Genomic DNA, 17224 nt, shown 5'->3' with positions numbered 1-17224 from the left:
CCGTTGGTATTTCAGCTTAGTTTTGGTTGACGCTAACTTGGTTGGCGACCTGGAGGGCCAGTTCACGTGCCTGTTCAATAGTTTCTGCACGTGCCGTGGCAACGCCCATACGACGACGTTTAAAACCTTCTGGTTTGCCAAACAGGCGCAAATCGGTATTGCCGTCTGCTAAAGCAAGATTCAGGCCAGAAAATGAAAGATTACGGCCATCTACTCCAGCATAAATTACCGCACTGGCAGCCACACTATGTCGTGCAGTATTCACCGGCAAGCCTAAAATAGCACGTGCATGCAGCTCAAATTCACTTTGAAATTGGGAGGCTAAAGTCACCAGTCCAGTATCGTGTGGACGTGGGGAAACCTCACTAAACCATACTTTGTCGCCTTTTACAAAGAGTTCCACTCCAAAGATTCCGCAGCCACCAAGTGCTGTAGTGACCTTGTTGGCAATGCGCTTGGATTCTTCCAGCGCGGCTGGAGTCATCGGTTGAGGCTGCCAGCTTTCCACATAATCACCTGAGTCCTGACGATGTCCGATCGGGTCGCAATAAGACGTTTCGATTTCGCCGGTTTCTGGATTTTTTGCACGAACAGTCAATAAGGTAATTTCAAAATCAAAGTCAATTTGTGATTCTACAATCACAGTACCCTGATTGACCCGGCCACCGGTTTGCGCATATTCCCAGGCAGCATCGACTTCATCAAAACGGGTAACACGAGACTGACCTTTGCCTGAAGATGACATCACCGGTTTCACAAAGTTTGGATAGCCGACATCGTCACAGGCCGCGCGGAAGGATTCTAAACTGTCGGCAAAACGGTAAGCTGAAGTTGGCAGACCGAGTTCTTCCGCAGCCAGACGACGAATACCTTCACGGTTCATGGTCAGATTGACGGCTTTAGCAGAAGGAATGACTGTAGCAATGTTCTGGGCTTCTATTTCAAGCAGAACTTCGGTCGCAATCGCTTCAATTTCAGGAACAATTAAATGTGGCTGGATTTGATTGATGAGTTGTTTGAGTTCTACAGCATCTGCCATATTCAAGGTATAGGAATAATGCGCAACCTGCATGGCAGGGGCATGATCATAACGGTCAGCAGCATGAACTTCGACTCCAAGGCGTTGTAGTGAAATCACCACTTCCTTGCCCAGTTCACCAGAACCCAATAATAGAACTTTATAGGCAGAAGATTGAAGGGGAGTACCAATAGTCACGCTCATGTGGATCATCCATGCTTGATTTTATGGACTTTTAGCATAGCAGAACTGAGCCGACAGTTAAGCCAAGATTCATACAAAATTGTGATATTGACCAACAGTTTTATTTATAAAGTTTTTCTAGATTTTAATAAGGAGGCGCTGTCATTTTCACATCGCTGTCAGACTGCGTTTGCAGAAGATAAATCTCGCTTTGAGACTTGAGCTTTTCTATTTGTGCAACTTGTTCAGTATTGATATTTAGCATCTTTAACAGACGTAATGTACCAACATGCAGGAAATACGCATAGGGCAATACAAAAGGCAGTACAAAGCACAGCAAAAATAACAGTAGCCCAAAAACTGTGAATTGAATGCAGTCTCGCAAGATGGTGGTGAGCTGGAACTGATCTGCTGAAAAGGCGGTAGCTGAAAAAAGAATAAAAAGGAGCGCAAATAAACCAGCAAAAATTTTTAGAGTATTCGGCAGGACACGATGTCTGAAGCTCCATTTACCCAAAATCAATGTCAAAGGATGAAGATGCAGCACGTATTGGCTCTGATTAAGCATAGCAATAATTTGATGGGTGCTATTCTTTTTAATATAAACCACCCGAACTTGATCTGCTGGTTGAACATGTATTTCGACAAAATGTCCGGTAAAATTTTGAGCATTGATAAAACATTCAAAATATTGTGCCGGCACTTCATGTCGATGGAATACGGTTAACATTTCATCGCGCCGATGATGAATAAAGATTTTGCCTTCAATCACCTGTTTGACTTCAAACATGCGCATCCTTCCTTGTTTTTATTGTTATATAAAAAAAGACCTATACTATGAGTTTAGCATAAGTCTTTGTTTCAATTGATCAACTATTTAAAGCTTAAAAGGGTACCGGAACATAGGTGTAAACCAGGCCATAGGTGAGTGCTGCGGTCAGAGTCGCCATCACGATACGTTTAAACTTAAAATACAAAACAGTAAGCACAATAAAGCCAACCAGCATCGCAAAACTTTTATTCGGTGTTTCTAATAAAGGTGGCAGGGTAGCAACCACCAGCATGGAGCTGATCGCAGCAATGCCAATTGAACCCAAGGCAATTTTTAGCCACAACGCTCCGCGTTTTTGCGAACCTTGCTGAAATTTCTGAATGACAAAAAAAGGACCAAAGCGCGAGGCGAAATTGGCAATCCCGACTAAAATCCCAACCAGAATAATCTCTAGATTCATGCTTGATCTCCTGCGTGTTCAGGATCTGGCTGTTTCAGAATATAGTGCTTGAACAGGCCTGCGAAAATACCAGAACTTATACCGATAAAGATCGCGGCAGACAGGTCGATAAAATAACAGGCCACAGCAGACACCAGAATTGTGACAGCTACAACAAAAGTATGTTTTTTCTCAAAAGCGGCTAACAAGAAGCTCAGGAACAGCGCAGGTAACAAGAAATCCAGCGCAGCCTGTAAGAATTGCGGCAGGTTGCTGACCTGATCGGCAAACAATCCACCGAGGAAAGATCCGAGTGCCCAGGACATCCAGCTAAACAGGCTTAAACCGAGCATCCAGGATTCTGACCATTCCTGTCGCCGTTGCGAGAGCTTGATCATGCCGGAGGCAAAAACTTCATCGGTCAAACCCCAAGACCAGATTGCCGTTTTCTTTAAATTCAGCCGGTCTTGAATCAGATTTTGTAACGCAGGGCCATAAAGCAGATGACGAATGTCCAAGGCAATCACGGTCAATGCTGTCATCCAGATAGATGTACCACTGCCTAAGAGCGCAACTACCAGGAACTGGCTGGCACCTGCATACATCGAACAGGACAGGAACAGTGCTTCCCAGGCGGTAAAGCCAAACTGAGTAGCTGACACACCAAAAGCAAACGACACCGGTAAATAAGTGAAGATAATCGCTTGGCTATCTTTTGCACCTTGCCAGAAGCCAGCAGGTTGCGTAGCGAGTTGATTCGGTTCAGACACGACACACCTTGAAGGAGAGTTGAACGATGGGTCAAATGAAGATTGTGTATTCTACGTGAATTTAATAGCATAGTGCCGAAATGTTTAAATTGGCGAGCCTGATATGTGGATGTTCAAGACACGTACGATGCTGACTGCTGCTTTAATAGGCACGGTAATATTGTTACAAGCGTGTGGGAATGACAGTCAATCGACTGATAAGCCAGAAATTAAACCGGCACCTAAACTGACTAATGATGCGACGACTTATGCCAATGCCGCATGGCAACTGATCAATGAAGTGGATCCTCTGGTCTATAATAAAGAAGTGGATCAGCTGGAAACACAGGTACGTCAACCAGCACGTAAATTGAGTACAGACTGGCGTATTAATGTCAAAATGACTGATTCGGTAACCGAAGGCAAATATGCCCTGTGTCGTAAAGCCTTGACCAGTCTGGAAATCTGGGCGCGGACGACCATGGAAAATGGTAATAGTCTGCAACAAAAACAGGCGGATTATGAGCGGGATAAACTGCAATGCCAGAATGCCATTGCCCATCCTGCACTCGGAAATACTGATCCTAAGCAAAAAGGTACTGCAATTGCCAATATGCAATAAACCTTTGCCCATTTAAATGTACCTATAAAAAGCCAGTCATTTAGACTGGCTTTTTTAGCAAAATAAACTTTAAAAATAGGGCATCCACACATGTTCTAATAAAAGCACCATGACACCGCAGATCAGCAGGGTGCTGCCAATCATGCGTTGAATCAGCATACGTGTAGACATGACTGATCTCCTCAAAGATTTAAAGTGCGTTTAACGCTTCCAGATAACGACGATTTACTTCTTTCCAGTTCACGACATTGAAAAAAGCTGAGATATATTCCGGACGACGGTTTTGATATTGTAAATAATAGGCATGTTCCCAAACATCCAGACCTAAAAGGGGAATATTGCCATGCATCAGTGGAGAATCCTGATTGGCGCTACTTTCTACAATAAGCGTTTGATCTGGCGCCATACTTAACCAGGCCCACCCACTACCAAAACGGCTAAGCCCTGCTTGGGTAAACGCTTCTTTAAATGCCTCGAATCCTCCTAATTCATGTTCGATTGCCTTGGCAATTTCAGCTTCGGGATGACCACCGCCGTCTGGACTCATCACTGTCCAGAACAGGGAATGATTGGCATGTCCACCAGCATTGTTGATCACGTTCTGTCTGAGTTGCTCGGGCACTTCATTGAATTTGCTAATTAAGGCTTCGACTGATAAATCTTCCCATTCTGTACCCGCGATTCCTGCATTGATATTATTGATATAAGTTTGATGATGCTTGCTATGATGAATTTCCATAGTCTTGCTATCGATATGAGGCTCTAGCGCATCATAAGCATAAGGCAGTACAGGCAAGGTGTAGCTCATTGGCAGGATTCCTTGGGGAGAATGGAGTTAGGTTATTTTTCATTAGATTTAAGATACACTCTAATTTAATATTCATATATGAGAATAGTTATCATTATTGTTAATATATGTTGATCTTATGCGCTTCCAGAAAGCCTGTTATACGTATGAATCCTCTTTTTATAAGCAATAAAAAAGCCCCAAGAAGGGGCTTTTTTTAACAGCAATGACTTAAACGTTAAAACGGAAGTGTAAAACATCGCCATCCTGAACGATGTAAGTTTTACCTTCTAGACGCCATTTGCCTGCTTCTTTCGCACCGGCTTCGCCGTTGTACTGCACGAAATCATCATAAGCGATACATTCTGCACGGATAAAGCCTTTTTCAAAGTCGGTATGAATCACGCCTGCTGCCTGTGGTGCAGTTGCGCCAACTTTTACGGTCCAGGCACGAACTTCTTGTACACCCGCGGTGAAGTAAGTTTGTAGGCCAAGCAGTGAATAACCCGCGCGAATCACCACGTTTAAGCCAGGTTCTTCCATGCCCATTGCTTCAAGGAATTCAGCACGGTCTTCATCTTCAAGCAATGAAATTTCAGCTTCAATCTGGTTGCACAGTGGAACTACAATCGCATTTTCTTCAGCAGCCAATTTTCTCACTGCATCTAAATGTGGGTTGTTCTCAAAACCGTCTTCAGCAACGTTGGCAATATACATGGTTGGTTTAAGGGTCATTAAGCCAAAACCACGAACCAGTTTACGTTCGTCATCATCTAGGTCTGCTGCGCGAGCCGGTTTACCTTCATCCAGTAAAGGCTGGATTTTTTCCAGAACAGCTTTAGTGGCTAGCGCTTCTTTGTCACCACCTTTAGCAGATTTAGTCAAACGCGTAATTGCTTTGGCTACAGCATCTAAGTCTGCGAGCGCAAGTTCGGTATTAATCGTAGCGATGTCATCCAGTGGATCAATACGACCATTCACATGAATGACGTTCTCATCTTCAAAACAACGCACAACGTGAGCAATTGCATCAGTTTCACGAATGTTGGCCAGGAACTGGTTACCCAAGCCTTCACCCTTAGAAGCTCCAGCTACCAGACCTGCGATGTCTACAAATTCCATAGAAGTCGGAATAACACGTTGCGGTTTAACAATTGCAGTCAATTTGTCTAAACGTGGATCAGGAACAGGTACAATCCCGGTGTTTGGTTCGATCGTACAGAAAGGGAAGTTTTCTGCAGCAATAGCAGCTTTGGTTAAAGCATTGAAAAGTGTAGATTTACCAACGTTCGGCAAGCCGACAATACCGCAATTAAAACCCATGAAATAACTCACAAAAGCGTTATATAAAAATTGCCCCCGATTTTACATGAAAGCACGGCTAAAGTCAGGTCATGCGCTTGTGGTTTATTGCAATCAAATGCTTCTGGCGACCTAAAATGACTCATTGAGCTTTCCAGGATGTATCGTGAGTCCACCAACCATAGAGGAATAATCAGCCAGTATTTTACTTTTGAATAAAAATCACATTGTTTTTCTAAAAGTGAGTGACTAAAGTATCTGAATAAAACGGCGGCCTACACGCCCTGATCCAATAACGATAAACATGGAGCATACATGCGAACTTTATACCAGTTTCCTTTATCTCACTTTTGCGAAAAAGCACGTTGGATGCTGGACCATAAAGAGCTGTACTATGTTGCTCACAATCTGATACCCGGGGTACACCGCGCTTTTGCCCGCCTGAAAACAGGTCAGAATCGTCTGCCTATTTTGCGTGATCAGGATCGATGGATCGCAGATTCCACCCAGATTGCTCTGTATCTGGATGATACTTATCCAGAACATCGTTTACTGCACGCGGAAGGATATTTTCGAAATAAAGCTTTAGAAATTAATGAAATTACTTTGGAATTGGGTCGTCATGTCCGTCGCTGGATGCTCTCTCAAGCACTGACTTCTGATCATGAATCTCTGGATATTTTAATTGGTGAGCAGGGCTATCTGCGCCAGTTTGAAAAATTTTCTAAACCTTTATTGAAAGCGATGGTGGCCAAGGGGTATGCATTGAATGAGGAAACCGTGGCGGAATCTAAACAACACATCGATGTTGCGGTACAACAGCTCAATCAGATGCTGGTCAGCCAAGGTGGGGATTATTTTGTCGGAAATCGTTTAGGTCTGGTGGATATTGCAGTCTGTTCCATGTTGGCACCGCTTCTGGCGATTCCAGGTACGCCGTGGGAAAAAGAAAATTTTGAAACCTTGTCCGAAGAATATCGCGACTATCAGCAGTATTTGAATGAGCTACCACTGGGTGAATATATTTGCCGTATTTACCGAACCGAACGCAATGCACGGGTAGACTGGCGTGGTGTATAAGTTTAAATGCTAATCCAAGAATTAAAAAAACGCGCATGAAGCGCGTTTTTTAATGAGATTATGATTAACCCCAAGGATTAGTCTGGTCGATATCAATATTTTTAGTAAAATTATTGAGGAGTGAACCAAAATCAAATCCGGATGAAGAACCGCCACTGCCAATATTCTGAATCGTATCTTTAATGCCCGGCAGGAGAGCAGACAGATCAATATTGGAATCAGTCGCGCCCACACCTTGCATAAGATCACCGAGGTCAGGCAATTCAATCGAAGAGCCACTACCCACCAACTGACCAACACCTTCGGCAATACTGCCTAAGTCAAAGCCGTTTGAAGCAGAGGAAATACCTTCGATCATACCACCCAGATCCAGATCGCTACCGAGATTCAGATTACCCAATAACCCACCTAAGTCTATGCCATTTGAACCATTCGCGATTAGACCGCTCAGTAAGTCAGTGAAGCCACCGACATCAAAACCACCCGTTGCATTTCCGCCTACAAAGCCGCTAATTAAATCGGTAATAGCACCAAGATCAAAATCACTGCCTGCATTACCGCTAATCAGGTTGCCGACCAGTCCTGCGATGGCACCGATATCTACACCACCTAATCCGCCAGAACCACCGATCAGGCCACCGACCAATTCAGCAATTTGTGCGATATCAATCTCGCCATTCCCGCCAATCAGGTTACCGACCAGCCCTGCAATGGCACCGATATCGATATCACCATTACCGCCAATCAGGTTGCCGACCAGACCTGTAATCGCACCAATATCAATATTACTTGAACCGCCGATCAGGCCACCGACCAGTTGAGAAATTTTACCAATATCAATATTGCCAGTGCTACCGCCCAATAAGCCGCCCACCAGTTTAGAAATAGCCTCAAGATCTAGGCTGCTGCTATTGCTCCCCATTAAGCTCTTTAATAAGTTGGTGACCTGGGTAATATTAAAGCTACCGCCATTGGATTGGGTTAAGCTACTGATCAGGCTTTGAATATTTAAACTTGAGGCATTCGAACCAGAAAATTGAGTTAATAAATTGCTGAGATTTGTCGTACTCAGGCTGCTTCCAGAAAGGAGATTATTTAATAATGAGCTGACTGAAGGTTGAGTATTGGATCCGGTGAGATTGCCAATAAGATTGGTGAGGGTACCTGATGTCGTTCCACCGAATAAGCCGCCCAATAAGCTCTTCGTTTTGGGTTTCGACGGTTAAAACAGGACTCACTTTTGTTTTTATCAAGCTTAAAAGTTTAGAAGCCATGACCGTTCCTTGTGTAATATTTTTGAAATGCGCTATTTTTGTTTTTAAAGCGCCTTTGTTTTAATCTATTTCTATACACTTGTAAAAGATGGACGGCTAAGTCGTGTAGGGGCTGACAGGAATAGCCTATCTGTTGCCATGTTTACCCAATTTAAATAATTTAAAAATAAAGATTTAATCAAAAATACCATTGGTCATGTTTTTAATTTATGCGATTAACGGTCATTTAAACCCTCCTGAAAACCGTATTTATAAAATGAAATCCCATTTGGGAAAAAATTTCAGAATATGAAAATTTTGTGAAAAATAAATAAATATTGTATAACAGAGATGGCGCAAAATTTTCTGCATCTATTGATTATTGATATAAGAGTATAAAAATGGAACTGGATCGTTTCGATAAACATATTCTAGAAATATTGACCCATGAAGATGTCAATCTGAATGAACTGTCCGAGCGGGTGAATTTATCTGTCAGTTCGGTGCATCGTAGGATCAAACACTTAATCGATCATAATATTATCAGTGGCTTAAAACGTGAAATCAATTACCAAAAATTAGGTTTCAGTCTGCATGTGCTGTTGCAGGTATCCTTAAGCAAACATGATAGCGATACTTTTGCCAAATTTCTGGAAGAACTGGAAAGTATTCCCGAAGTGATTAATGCCTTTTTGGTCACCGGTCAGTCGGCAGACTTTATTGTTGAAGTCGTGGCAAGAGATATGGAAAATTATAGTGAAATCCTGCTTAAGCGGATTGGAAAAATTGAGCATGTGGTGGCACTGCATTCCAGCTTTGTGATTAAAGAATATAATGTCTTTAACTGTAGCGGATTACTCAATAAAGTTTAATCAAAGCTAGGGTGGTGGACAGCCATAAAAAAAACGCACCCTAAGGTGCGTTTTTTGAATCAGACATATTTAAGCATCAAGTTCTGCTAAAACTGCGTCTGAGAATTCAACGTTGGTATAAACGTTTTGTACATCATCCAGATCTTCAAGCATATCAATCATTTTCATGATTTTTTTCGCTTGATCGATGTCTGTGATTTCTGCTTTGGTTGAAGGACTCATCACTACTTCAGCATTGTCAGATTTTAAACCTGCAGCGGTTAAAGCATCTTGAACTTCACCGAAGGCTTCAGGTGTGGTAATGACCAAGATATCATCTTCAGTGACTTCGATGTCTTCAGCACCTGCTTCTAATGCCACTTCCATGATTTGATCTTCCAAAGACACATCTTCAAAAGTGATCTCACCACGTTTCGTGAACAGGAATGCCACCGAACCATTGGTGCCTAAGTTACCATCAGTTTTAGAGAAGCAATGACGTACGTCAGGCACAGTACGGTTCAAGTTGTCAGTCATGGTTTCAACAATAACCGCAACACCACCTACACCATAACCTTCGTAGGTCACTTCTTTCAGGTCGTCGTTATCTTCGCCACCAGCACCACGTTGAATGGCACGGTTGATCACGTCACGTGTCATATTCACTGATAATGCTTTTTCAACCACAGCACGTAGACGAGGGTTGCTTGCAGTATCTGGACCACCAAGCTTTGCAGCAGTGGTTAATTCACGAATGTATTTGGTAAAAACTTTACCACGACTCGCATCTTGTTTTGCTTTGCGATGCTTAATATTGGCCCACTTGGAATGACCCGCCATGCGAACTATGCTCCTTGTAGATTGGCTGTATGCCTATCAGAATGCCGAAATTCTACCATAAGCGTTTTTTTAAAAAAAAGTGCCTGGATTTGAGATTTCAGGATAAAAACAAAAAAAGTGCAATATCGAGGAAAAATAGAAAGAGGATAGGGGGATTTATAATTCTATTTATACATTTATATGGACAGATGACTTGGACATAAACAGCAGAATCGCTGATTATGTCCGTGCTTTTATTTTTAAAAAGCTTATTCTGGAATAACGATATCCAGGCCAACCTTGTCTTTATATAGTTGCTTGATCAAAGCCAGGTCATGCGCAAGGTCTGTCGGATAGATCTTGCCAAGAATGCCACCTTGCTTGGTTTTGGAATTGGCGTATAACAACACGATTGGTACATTGGCAGCCTTGGCAATATGCCAGAAACCGGTACGGATTGGTTTGCGTGCTTCACCTTGTTTAGCCCGTGTTGCTTCGGGAGCAATCACCAGATTGAACTTTTCATTGTTCTGAAAATGTTCCACCATCTGGGTCACGATATCTTTACTGGCCTTGCGGTCAACCGGAATACCACCCAAAGCGTTCAATAGCGGTTTAAACGGTCCTTTAAATAATTCTTTTTTAATCAAGGTATGAACCTTGAGGTCATAAATCTGGAACAGGGCAATTGACAGTACCGCATCCATCATTGAGGTATGTTCAAACCCAATAATGACCTGTTTATCTTCAAGCACATCGGGTTCGACATGATATTGCCAACCTGCAAATTTAAATGCAGATTCGCCAAGGAATTTATTTAGCATAAGTACGGAGAAGTAAAAGCTGTATGTAGAGAACTGCATAATTTCATCTTGTTCGCCCATACAGTCAATAGGCTTTCCAATAAAATCAGCGAATAATGTAAAAATCTATGATTTATTCATCTTTTTAAGCTGCAAGATTAAGAGTTAATATATATAAATAAAACAATATTAAGATCTTAAAAATATCATTAGATACAAAAAAAGTCTTAAAATGATGAAAAAATGACTATCCAGAGCACACTTTAGTTATTAGACTTTTGTCGAAGAAGAAGACTGATACAGGTCTTTTCTATTTTCTTATTCTTTCTACTCTGAGATTGAAAAGTATGACGTACATGACAGCCTTCGTAGTCTCCCTATTGATTTTTGCGCTTATAATTGTATGGTCTTTGATCGAAATTAAGCAGGATTTACATAAAGACGAAGAAATGAAGTCTGAATTCTAGTCATTCTATCTTCTTTAGTTCTAGGCTATTCCTTTAACATTGCTGCCTGAGTAATAAAGAATTTTGATACCTTATAGATATACTAAGACCTTAAATCTATCAGTTTTACGCTTAGTAGACCGGATTAAATTCAAGATACAGGCTCATTTATCTTAAATGATGCAGCATGTATCTCATTTTTCTATATGCCTCCTATACTGAAGTCTTAAGTAACTGAATTTTGACTAAGACAAGTCGCCCATGATTGCTGCCTAAATGTTCAAGCAGTTATAAAAGCACTTGTCTTTCCAAAAAATCTTAGCTAGTATTCATGACGCCTGAACTTATTGATAATTAAAGTTTTCAGCATATAGGGCCTATAGCTCAGTTGGTTAGAGCAGCGGACTCATAATCCGTTGGTCGACAGTTCAAGTCTGTCTGGGCCCACCAGTTTTTTGTAATCATATGCACAGTTTTGTAATGATTTAATATATAAGCCCATGAATTATAATGATTCATGGGTTTTTTATTTCTGCTTTTTGCACAACTATGTTTGGCTATGCACAGCTTTATTTGACCCTCTTGTGTATCCAATCTTGTATCCGATACTCTTTCTACATTACTCGGATACAAGAGATTTTGTTATGAAAAGAGCGGCTTTAGATAACATCAAACAAATTAAAGATACCCATCTTCTTAATCTTGAACCTGAGGAAAAGGAGTATCGTATTTCATGTGATGCTGGGCTTTATTTTCGTGTATCACCAAAAGGAAAAAAAACTTGGCAAGTCCGCTTTAAGGATGAGGTAGGGAAGTGGAAATGGCACAGTATTGGAAGTTATCCGCAGTTATCGCTTGTAGCAGCTAAACTTGAAGCTTCAACTATTTTTCTCAAGTTACAGCAAAATGAAAAAGTATTAACAAAAAAAGAAATTGAATTACAAAAGATTGAGGAGCAACAACTTAATTTAAAAAGTTTAATGTATGACTGGCTTGATACTAAAAAAACAACTTGGGCTGCAATAACAATAAAGAAAGAAACTCAATCAATTGAAAAACGTATCTTATCTGTTTTTGGTGAATTGGATTTCACCAAAATTTCACCTCAACAATGGCTGACATTTTTTCAGGATATGCTTAGAAGTGAAAGTATTTACAATCGTGTAGAGAAACTAGTTTCACATTGTCGCAATGCCTATGATCTTGCAAAGTTTCATGGACAAATAGAGTCGAACCCTTTGGATGGAATTTTGAAGTATCTTGATAAAGGTAGTAAAGGGAATATGAAGCATGTCAGTCTTCAGGAACTGCCCGAGTTGGTGCAGTCTATTCGAAGCTATAGAAATTCGCATACAGCAATTGCTTTAGAGTTACTTGTTATTCTTTTCCCGCGACCACAAGAATTGCGCTATGCAAAATGGCAAGATTTTGACTTTGAGAAAAAAATCTGGATAAAGCCTGCCGAAACAATGAAATGTGGTATTACCCATGTTGTACCTTTACCAAAACAGGCAATAGAACTGTTATTTAAATTAAAAGAAATTAGGACAGTATCGGATTTTTTATTTCCTAGCAGAGATAGCCTTATACAGCCAATGAGTGAAGCAACTTTAAATAATGCTTTGAAAAATCTAGGCTATCGAGGTCGGCAAAGCCCGCATGGTTTTCGGCATATAGCAAGTACTGCTTTAAATAATCAATTTAGTGATAAAGAACAAGTTATTGAAGCTTGTTTGGCTCATAAAAAACATGGTGTAAAAGCTGTGTATGATAAATCCACGCATTTAGATGAACGAATTGATGTTATGCAGTGGTGGGCTGATTTCATATCAACAATCCTACCAAATCATAATTTTAATTGAGAAAGCTAATCTACGTTCGGTAAATCTTTTATAAAAAACTTTAAGCAAAGATTATAAATTACGTTATTTTCAAATAAGTTATTAATTTAACGAAATAAACATTAAAAAAGTATATCATATGCTCACTTGTGTAGCGCGAATGGTAACTCAACCTTGACTACTAACTATATAGATCTTTTTTTCGATTTAGATTCATAATATTGAATTACTAGGTTGGTACACAAGTTAAAATTTACATAATTTGTAAGAGTTAGTAGTCGAGTTAACAGACGTTAAGTTTTTAATAGGGGGGCTTATTTTGTTAAATCAGTCATTTTCAGTAAGAAATTTTCGACAAATATACGATATTGATAGAAAAAATAAAGGAACAATTGAAAGAGACCATTTCCCAGAAGCCTATGCTATTAGATTGAAAATTAATCGAGTTAAAAATCTTATAAAAGTGCTTCAATTAAAACATAAAAAAAATAAATTAACTTATGATGAATTAGAAAGACGAAAAACAAAGCTTAATGAAATTATACAGAAGAGAAAAGAGAAATATAATTACATAATTGATGAGAAACTTGGAACAATGTTAACGATAGTCAATGCTAAGGGTTATACTCTCCCATTGTCACTTCTGCCTTATCAAGTTAAGAATAAAGATGTATTTTCAATTGGAAATAAAGTTGAAGATATATTTGTTTCAAAACAAATACAAACAGTTCTTAGTACTTTATTTGAGACTAAAATAAATAACCGCGATATAATTATCAGTCGTCTTAGTACATTGGCCAAAGAGCTAAGCCCTAAATATATTATTAGAGCTGATGTGGCAAATTTTTACGAATCAATAGATCATAAAAAATTATTAGATATCTTACATTCATCATCTAAGTTATCAGTAGCACCAAGAAGAATAATAACACAGTTGATTCGTCAATATAGATCAATCACAGGTAATGAAAAGGGCCTGCCAAGGGGGATCGGCATAAGTGCGCATTTATCTGAAATCTATATGAGTGATATTGATAAGAATATGCAGTCAATACATGACATTACTTATTATGAGAGATATGTAGATGATATGATTTTTATATTCTCCCCAAGAAAAAAAGAAAATACTTTAAGTTACTTAAAGTCAATTTCAAATATTTTGAATAATTTTGGATTATCATTAAATAGTAAAACGAAAGAAATTGACCTATATAATCAAAGCAATAAGAACTTTGAATATTTGGGATATAAATTTGAAGTTACATCTAGTTCTTGTTCAGTAAAGATAAGCTCAGCTAAATTACAAAAAGTTAGGAAAAGAATTGATAAGTCTTTTGATGAATATAATAAAAATCTAAAAAAAATACCAAATAAATCTTATCAACTAATTCTATTAAGATTAAAGTTTTTAACTGGAAATACGCAATTACATAATAGTAAATCAAAAGCCTTTATAGGTGTTTATTTTAGTAATAGATTTATAACTGAAACATCAGATTTACTTGGTCTTGATTATTACTTAGCGAATAAATTAAATGGTATATGTGATCAAAAATTAAAAAATAGAATTAGTAAGTTGTCTTTTAAGGAAGGTTTTGAAGAAAAGGTTTTTCGTAATTTTACAGTGGAAGAATTAGGTATATTATCAAATGGGTGGAAAAATGTCTAAAAAGGCTTTGTCTATTAATTTTCCTATTGAACGTGTAGTTCTTTCTGAATTTTTACCATATGAAGTACCTATTATATTTTCAAATAGGCATTTCTATAATTTTATTATTAAACATCAAATTAAACATGATGGTTTAAATTTTAAATGGATAAAAGGAACTGATGAATTAACTAAACTAATTCTTTTGCTTTTAGGGCTAGATCAATCAACTAAATTAATTTTAATTTCTGAAAATAATATTGATTATATAAAAACTGATATAACACACTCGAAGCTACCAAGTATTGCTTTTACATTTCCAATTTCACATAAGCATAATGAGTTTAGATACCTTTCCATTATGCATCCGAAAAGTCAAATATTAGGTATTGATTTTTATCATAACTTTAAAGACTTAATTACCTATTATTCTAATAGAAGTCCTATTAGTCTACGATCTGCAAAACGTGTTGCAGGATGTACTTATATTGATTCAAAAGCACTTATTGAATGTTTTGATAAAGGTAACTTAGGAATTGAGATGGAGGGGCAAAATTATGAAAATTTAAAATCCTTTTTTGTATATAGAAAATATAGGAACATTTTTGAATTTTATGAGTCTAGGGATCATCACTGGTGTGAAAAAAGGTTTAATTATTTATCAAAATTAGATGTTTCTCACTGTTTTGATTCTATTTATACACATTCTATAGCGTGGGCTGTATTTCAGAAAGATTATTCAAAAATGCAACTCAATAAAACAAAATTAACTTTTCCATTTAAGTTTGATCAATTAATGCAACGTTCTAACCACAATGAAACTAATGGAATATTGATTGGTCCTGAACTTTCTAGAATTTTTGCTGAAATCATAATGCAATCTATAGACAATAACATTATTCAGGATTTAGATAAGCATGGTCTAACCCTAGGACAGGATTATCAAGTATTTCGATATGTTGATGACTACTTTTTATTTTATAATGAAGAGGAAGTTTTTGCTAAAATTAAAAATAATATTCAGATTAATTTAAAAAAATATAAGCTAAGTCTAAATAAACATAAAGAAGAAAAGTATTCTAGGCCGATCATAACGCCGATTACGATAGCTAAAAAGAAAATAGCTAAATTGATATCTGATAATTTAAGCTATAATTTATCAGAGGATAAAAATCCAATTGAAAAAACTAAAGATGGAAGTATTTATATCAATCAAAATAGTTTATCTACAGATTTTAAAACTATTCTTTTTGATTCGGGAATAACATATTCTGATGTCTTGAATTACTCCTTATCAATAATAGAAAGTAAAGTAAAGAAAATACTAAAAGACTATAAAGAGTTGAATGTAAATGAAAATACTGGTAGGAGTTTAATTAATGCTCTTATTTCTATAATAAATTTTACTTATTTTATTTATGCTGTTACGCCACGAGTAAATAGTACTATTAAGCTATGTAGAATTATTCAACAAATAATCTTGTTTGTTAAAGATCAAAAGCTAGGATCAGAGAATCAACATATTATTTTTAAGTGTGTTTTTGATAACACATGTTCTATTTTAGATAAACACTCACTACAAAGTATTACACCGATAGAGACATTATATTTATTAGTTTTGATCAGGCAACTAGGGAAATACTATTGGTTAGATGAGTCTGCAATTTTAAAATATTTTAACATTAGATATAATGATGGGTATGTGTTTGATGAAAATTTAAACTATTTTTCAATTACTACATTGCTTTTTTATATTTGTGATAAAAAGAGGTACGAATCGATTAAAAAGCATTTATTAATTTATATAAATAATCTATATGAATTAAAGAAAGACACTCTTTTAGATGATTCGGAATTAGTTCATTTAACTCTCGATTTAATTACTTGTCCATATATAGATATTTCTTTTAAAAAATCTTTATTGGCCAAATATGGTATTGAGAAGTCCTATGTAAAAAGAATTGCTGCCTTGAACCAGTTCTGGTTCACAAAATGGCATAAATTTGATTTCACTAAAGAATTGGACGCAAAGCTTAGTAATTCAGTATACTAGTTAACAATGCATCAGACACCCGCTATGGTTGTTGGCAACTACACACACCAGCATTAAGGGGTACAATTGTCCTATGCATGGAAATTGTACTTGAAGAGATTTGTCTGAGTCTTTTCATTGAGACACCTTCCTGAAACTCAGCTAATGGCCCATGTGACAGGAAGGTGTCAAAATTTAATTAACTCAAAATATATAATATAATTAAGATACATATATTTAATGAATATGTTTAATTTATAACAAAGTAAGGCTCGTCCCTAAGGGATCGAGCCTAATGCATTTGTTAACGCTCCTTGTTGAGCAGATGATTACGCCTGTACTGGCGGTTCAATTTTTTCATGCCGACTTAGGCCATATTCCATTTCATATTTCTACTGCGAGGCAGTAGTTTTATACTTGTCTAATCTGGAAGAACAAGCCACGATTTTTTCATGCTGGTGTAGCATTATCCCGATTTATGTCTCAGGCAAACCCGTATAAGTTTATTTCATCAGTGACCAAACTTCAGAATACTTACACTGTACCAATCTCGGCCTAGTCAGAGAGACCAATCCCCGA

The 17224-nt window shown here is 37.9% G+C and carries 14 protein-coding genes, 1 tRNA gene and 1 pseudogene; 7 read left to right on the top strand and 9 right to left on the bottom strand.

Features of this window, described 5'->3' with window-relative positions; translation table 11 throughout:
* Positions 1-16: 16 nt before the first annotated feature.
* The 4 genes from purT to G4D73_RS04100 all read right to left on the bottom strand — a co-directional run bounded on the left by purT (position 17) and on the right by G4D73_RS04100 (position 3182).
* On the bottom strand, positions 17-1231 hold the full coding sequence (purT, locus tag G4D73_RS04115) for a formate-dependent phosphoribosylglycinamide formyltransferase (RefSeq protein ID WP_171057027.1): 1215 nt from the start codon (positions 1229-1231) through the stop codon (positions 17-19).
* A 115-nt stretch (positions 1232-1346) separates the two neighbouring features.
* The gene (locus G4D73_RS04110; RefSeq protein ID WP_213687449.1) at positions 1347-1991 is read right to left on the bottom strand and encodes a hypothetical protein; all 645 of its coding nucleotides are present in this window, start codon (positions 1989-1991) and stop codon (positions 1347-1349) included.
* A gap of 94 nt (positions 1992-2085) precedes the next feature.
* The gene (gene ygaH / locus G4D73_RS04105; RefSeq protein WP_004278941.1) at positions 2086-2433 is read right to left on the bottom strand and encodes an L-valine transporter subunit YgaH; all 348 of its coding nucleotides are present in this window, start codon (positions 2431-2433) and stop codon (positions 2086-2088) included.
* Positions 2430-3182, bottom strand: coding sequence for an AzlC family ABC transporter permease (locus tag G4D73_RS04100; RefSeq protein WP_180086939.1), 753 nt, complete (start codon positions 3180-3182; stop codon positions 2430-2432). Before G4D73_RS04100 ends, ygaH begins: the two co-directional genes overlap by 4 nt.
* A 103-nt stretch (positions 3183-3285) precedes the next feature.
* Here G4D73_RS04100 and G4D73_RS04095 point away from each other — a divergent pair, with 103 nt between their 5' ends.
* Positions 3286-3783, top strand: a complete 498-nt coding sequence (locus G4D73_RS04095) for a hypothetical protein (protein ID WP_191112690.1) — start codon at positions 3286-3288, stop codon at positions 3781-3783.
* Positions 3784-3973: 190 nt separating this feature from the next.
* Here G4D73_RS04095 and G4D73_RS04090 read toward each other — a convergent pair whose 3' ends face one another.
* Both G4D73_RS04090 and ychF read right to left on the bottom strand, forming a co-directional pair.
* Positions 3974-4591, bottom strand: coding sequence for a superoxide dismutase (locus G4D73_RS04090; RefSeq protein WP_213687448.1), 618 nt, complete (start codon positions 4589-4591; stop codon positions 3974-3976).
* A 210-nt stretch (positions 4592-4801) separates the two neighbouring features.
* The gene (gene ychF / locus G4D73_RS04085; protein WP_004645523.1) at positions 4802-5893 is read right to left on the bottom strand and encodes a redox-regulated ATPase YchF; all 1092 of its coding nucleotides are present in this window, start codon (positions 5891-5893) and stop codon (positions 4802-4804) included.
* Between the two features lie 294 nt (positions 5894-6187).
* On the opposite strand from ychF, the gene G4D73_RS04080 reads away from it, so the two are divergent.
* Positions 6188-6952 carry a glutathione S-transferase family protein gene (locus tag G4D73_RS04080; RefSeq protein WP_213687447.1) on the top strand — a complete coding sequence of 255 codons (765 nt, stop codon included), beginning with the start codon at positions 6188-6190 and terminating at the stop codon, positions 6950-6952.
* A gap of 64 nt (positions 6953-7016) precedes the next feature.
* Here the strand turns inward: G4D73_RS04080 and G4D73_RS04075 are convergent.
* A pseudogene (locus tag G4D73_RS04075) lies at positions 7017-8226 on the bottom strand (hypothetical protein).
* A 380-nt stretch (positions 8227-8606) separates the two neighbouring features.
* Here G4D73_RS04075 and G4D73_RS04070 point away from each other — a divergent pair.
* Positions 8607-9077: an Lrp/AsnC family transcriptional regulator gene (locus G4D73_RS04070; protein WP_004645518.1), complete on the top strand. Its 471-nt coding sequence runs from the start codon at positions 8607-8609 to the stop codon at positions 9075-9077.
* A gap of 69 nt (positions 9078-9146) precedes the next feature.
* On the opposite strand, the gene G4D73_RS04065 is transcribed toward G4D73_RS04070, so the two are convergent.
* Both G4D73_RS04065 and G4D73_RS04060 read right to left on the bottom strand, forming a co-directional pair.
* Positions 9147-9896: a YebC/PmpR family DNA-binding transcriptional regulator gene (locus G4D73_RS04065; protein ID WP_004645516.1), complete on the bottom strand. Its 750-nt coding sequence runs from the start codon at positions 9894-9896 to the stop codon at positions 9147-9149.
* 248 nt (positions 9897-10144) lie between these two features.
* Positions 10145-10699: a 1-acyl-sn-glycerol-3-phosphate acyltransferase gene (locus G4D73_RS04060; protein ID WP_213687722.1), complete on the bottom strand. Its 555-nt coding sequence runs from the start codon at positions 10697-10699 to the stop codon at positions 10145-10147.
* 798 nt (positions 10700-11497) lie between these two features.
* Between G4D73_RS04060 and G4D73_RS04055 the strand changes: the two genes are divergently transcribed.
* The 4 genes from G4D73_RS04055 to drt3b all read left to right on the top strand — a co-directional run bounded on the left by G4D73_RS04055 (position 11498) and on the right by drt3b (position 16666).
* A tRNA-Ile gene (locus tag G4D73_RS04055) sits at positions 11498-11574 on the top strand.
* Positions 11575-11768: 194 nt separating this feature from the next.
* The gene (locus tag G4D73_RS04050) at positions 11769-12986 is read left to right on the top strand and encodes a tyrosine-type recombinase/integrase (RefSeq protein WP_213687446.1); all 1218 of its coding nucleotides are present in this window, start codon (positions 11769-11771) and stop codon (positions 12984-12986) included.
* 298 nt (positions 12987-13284) lie between these two features.
* On the top strand, positions 13285-14634 hold the full coding sequence (gene drt3a, locus G4D73_RS04045) for an antiviral reverse transcriptase Drt3a (protein WP_213687445.1): 1350 nt from the start codon (positions 13285-13287) through the stop codon (positions 14632-14634).
* Positions 14627-16666, top strand: a complete 2040-nt coding sequence (gene drt3b, locus G4D73_RS04040) for an antiviral reverse transcriptase Drt3b (RefSeq protein WP_213687444.1) — start codon at positions 14627-14629, stop codon at positions 16664-16666. The genes drt3a and drt3b overlap by 8 nt, the downstream gene beginning before the upstream one ends.
* Positions 16667-17224: the final 558 nt, after the last annotated feature.

It is taken from the genome of Acinetobacter sp. WY4 (assembly GCF_018438165.1).
Lineage (GTDB): Bacteria > Pseudomonadota > Gammaproteobacteria > Pseudomonadales > Moraxellaceae > Acinetobacter.
This window is presented reverse-complemented; position numbering and strand designations above follow the sequence as displayed.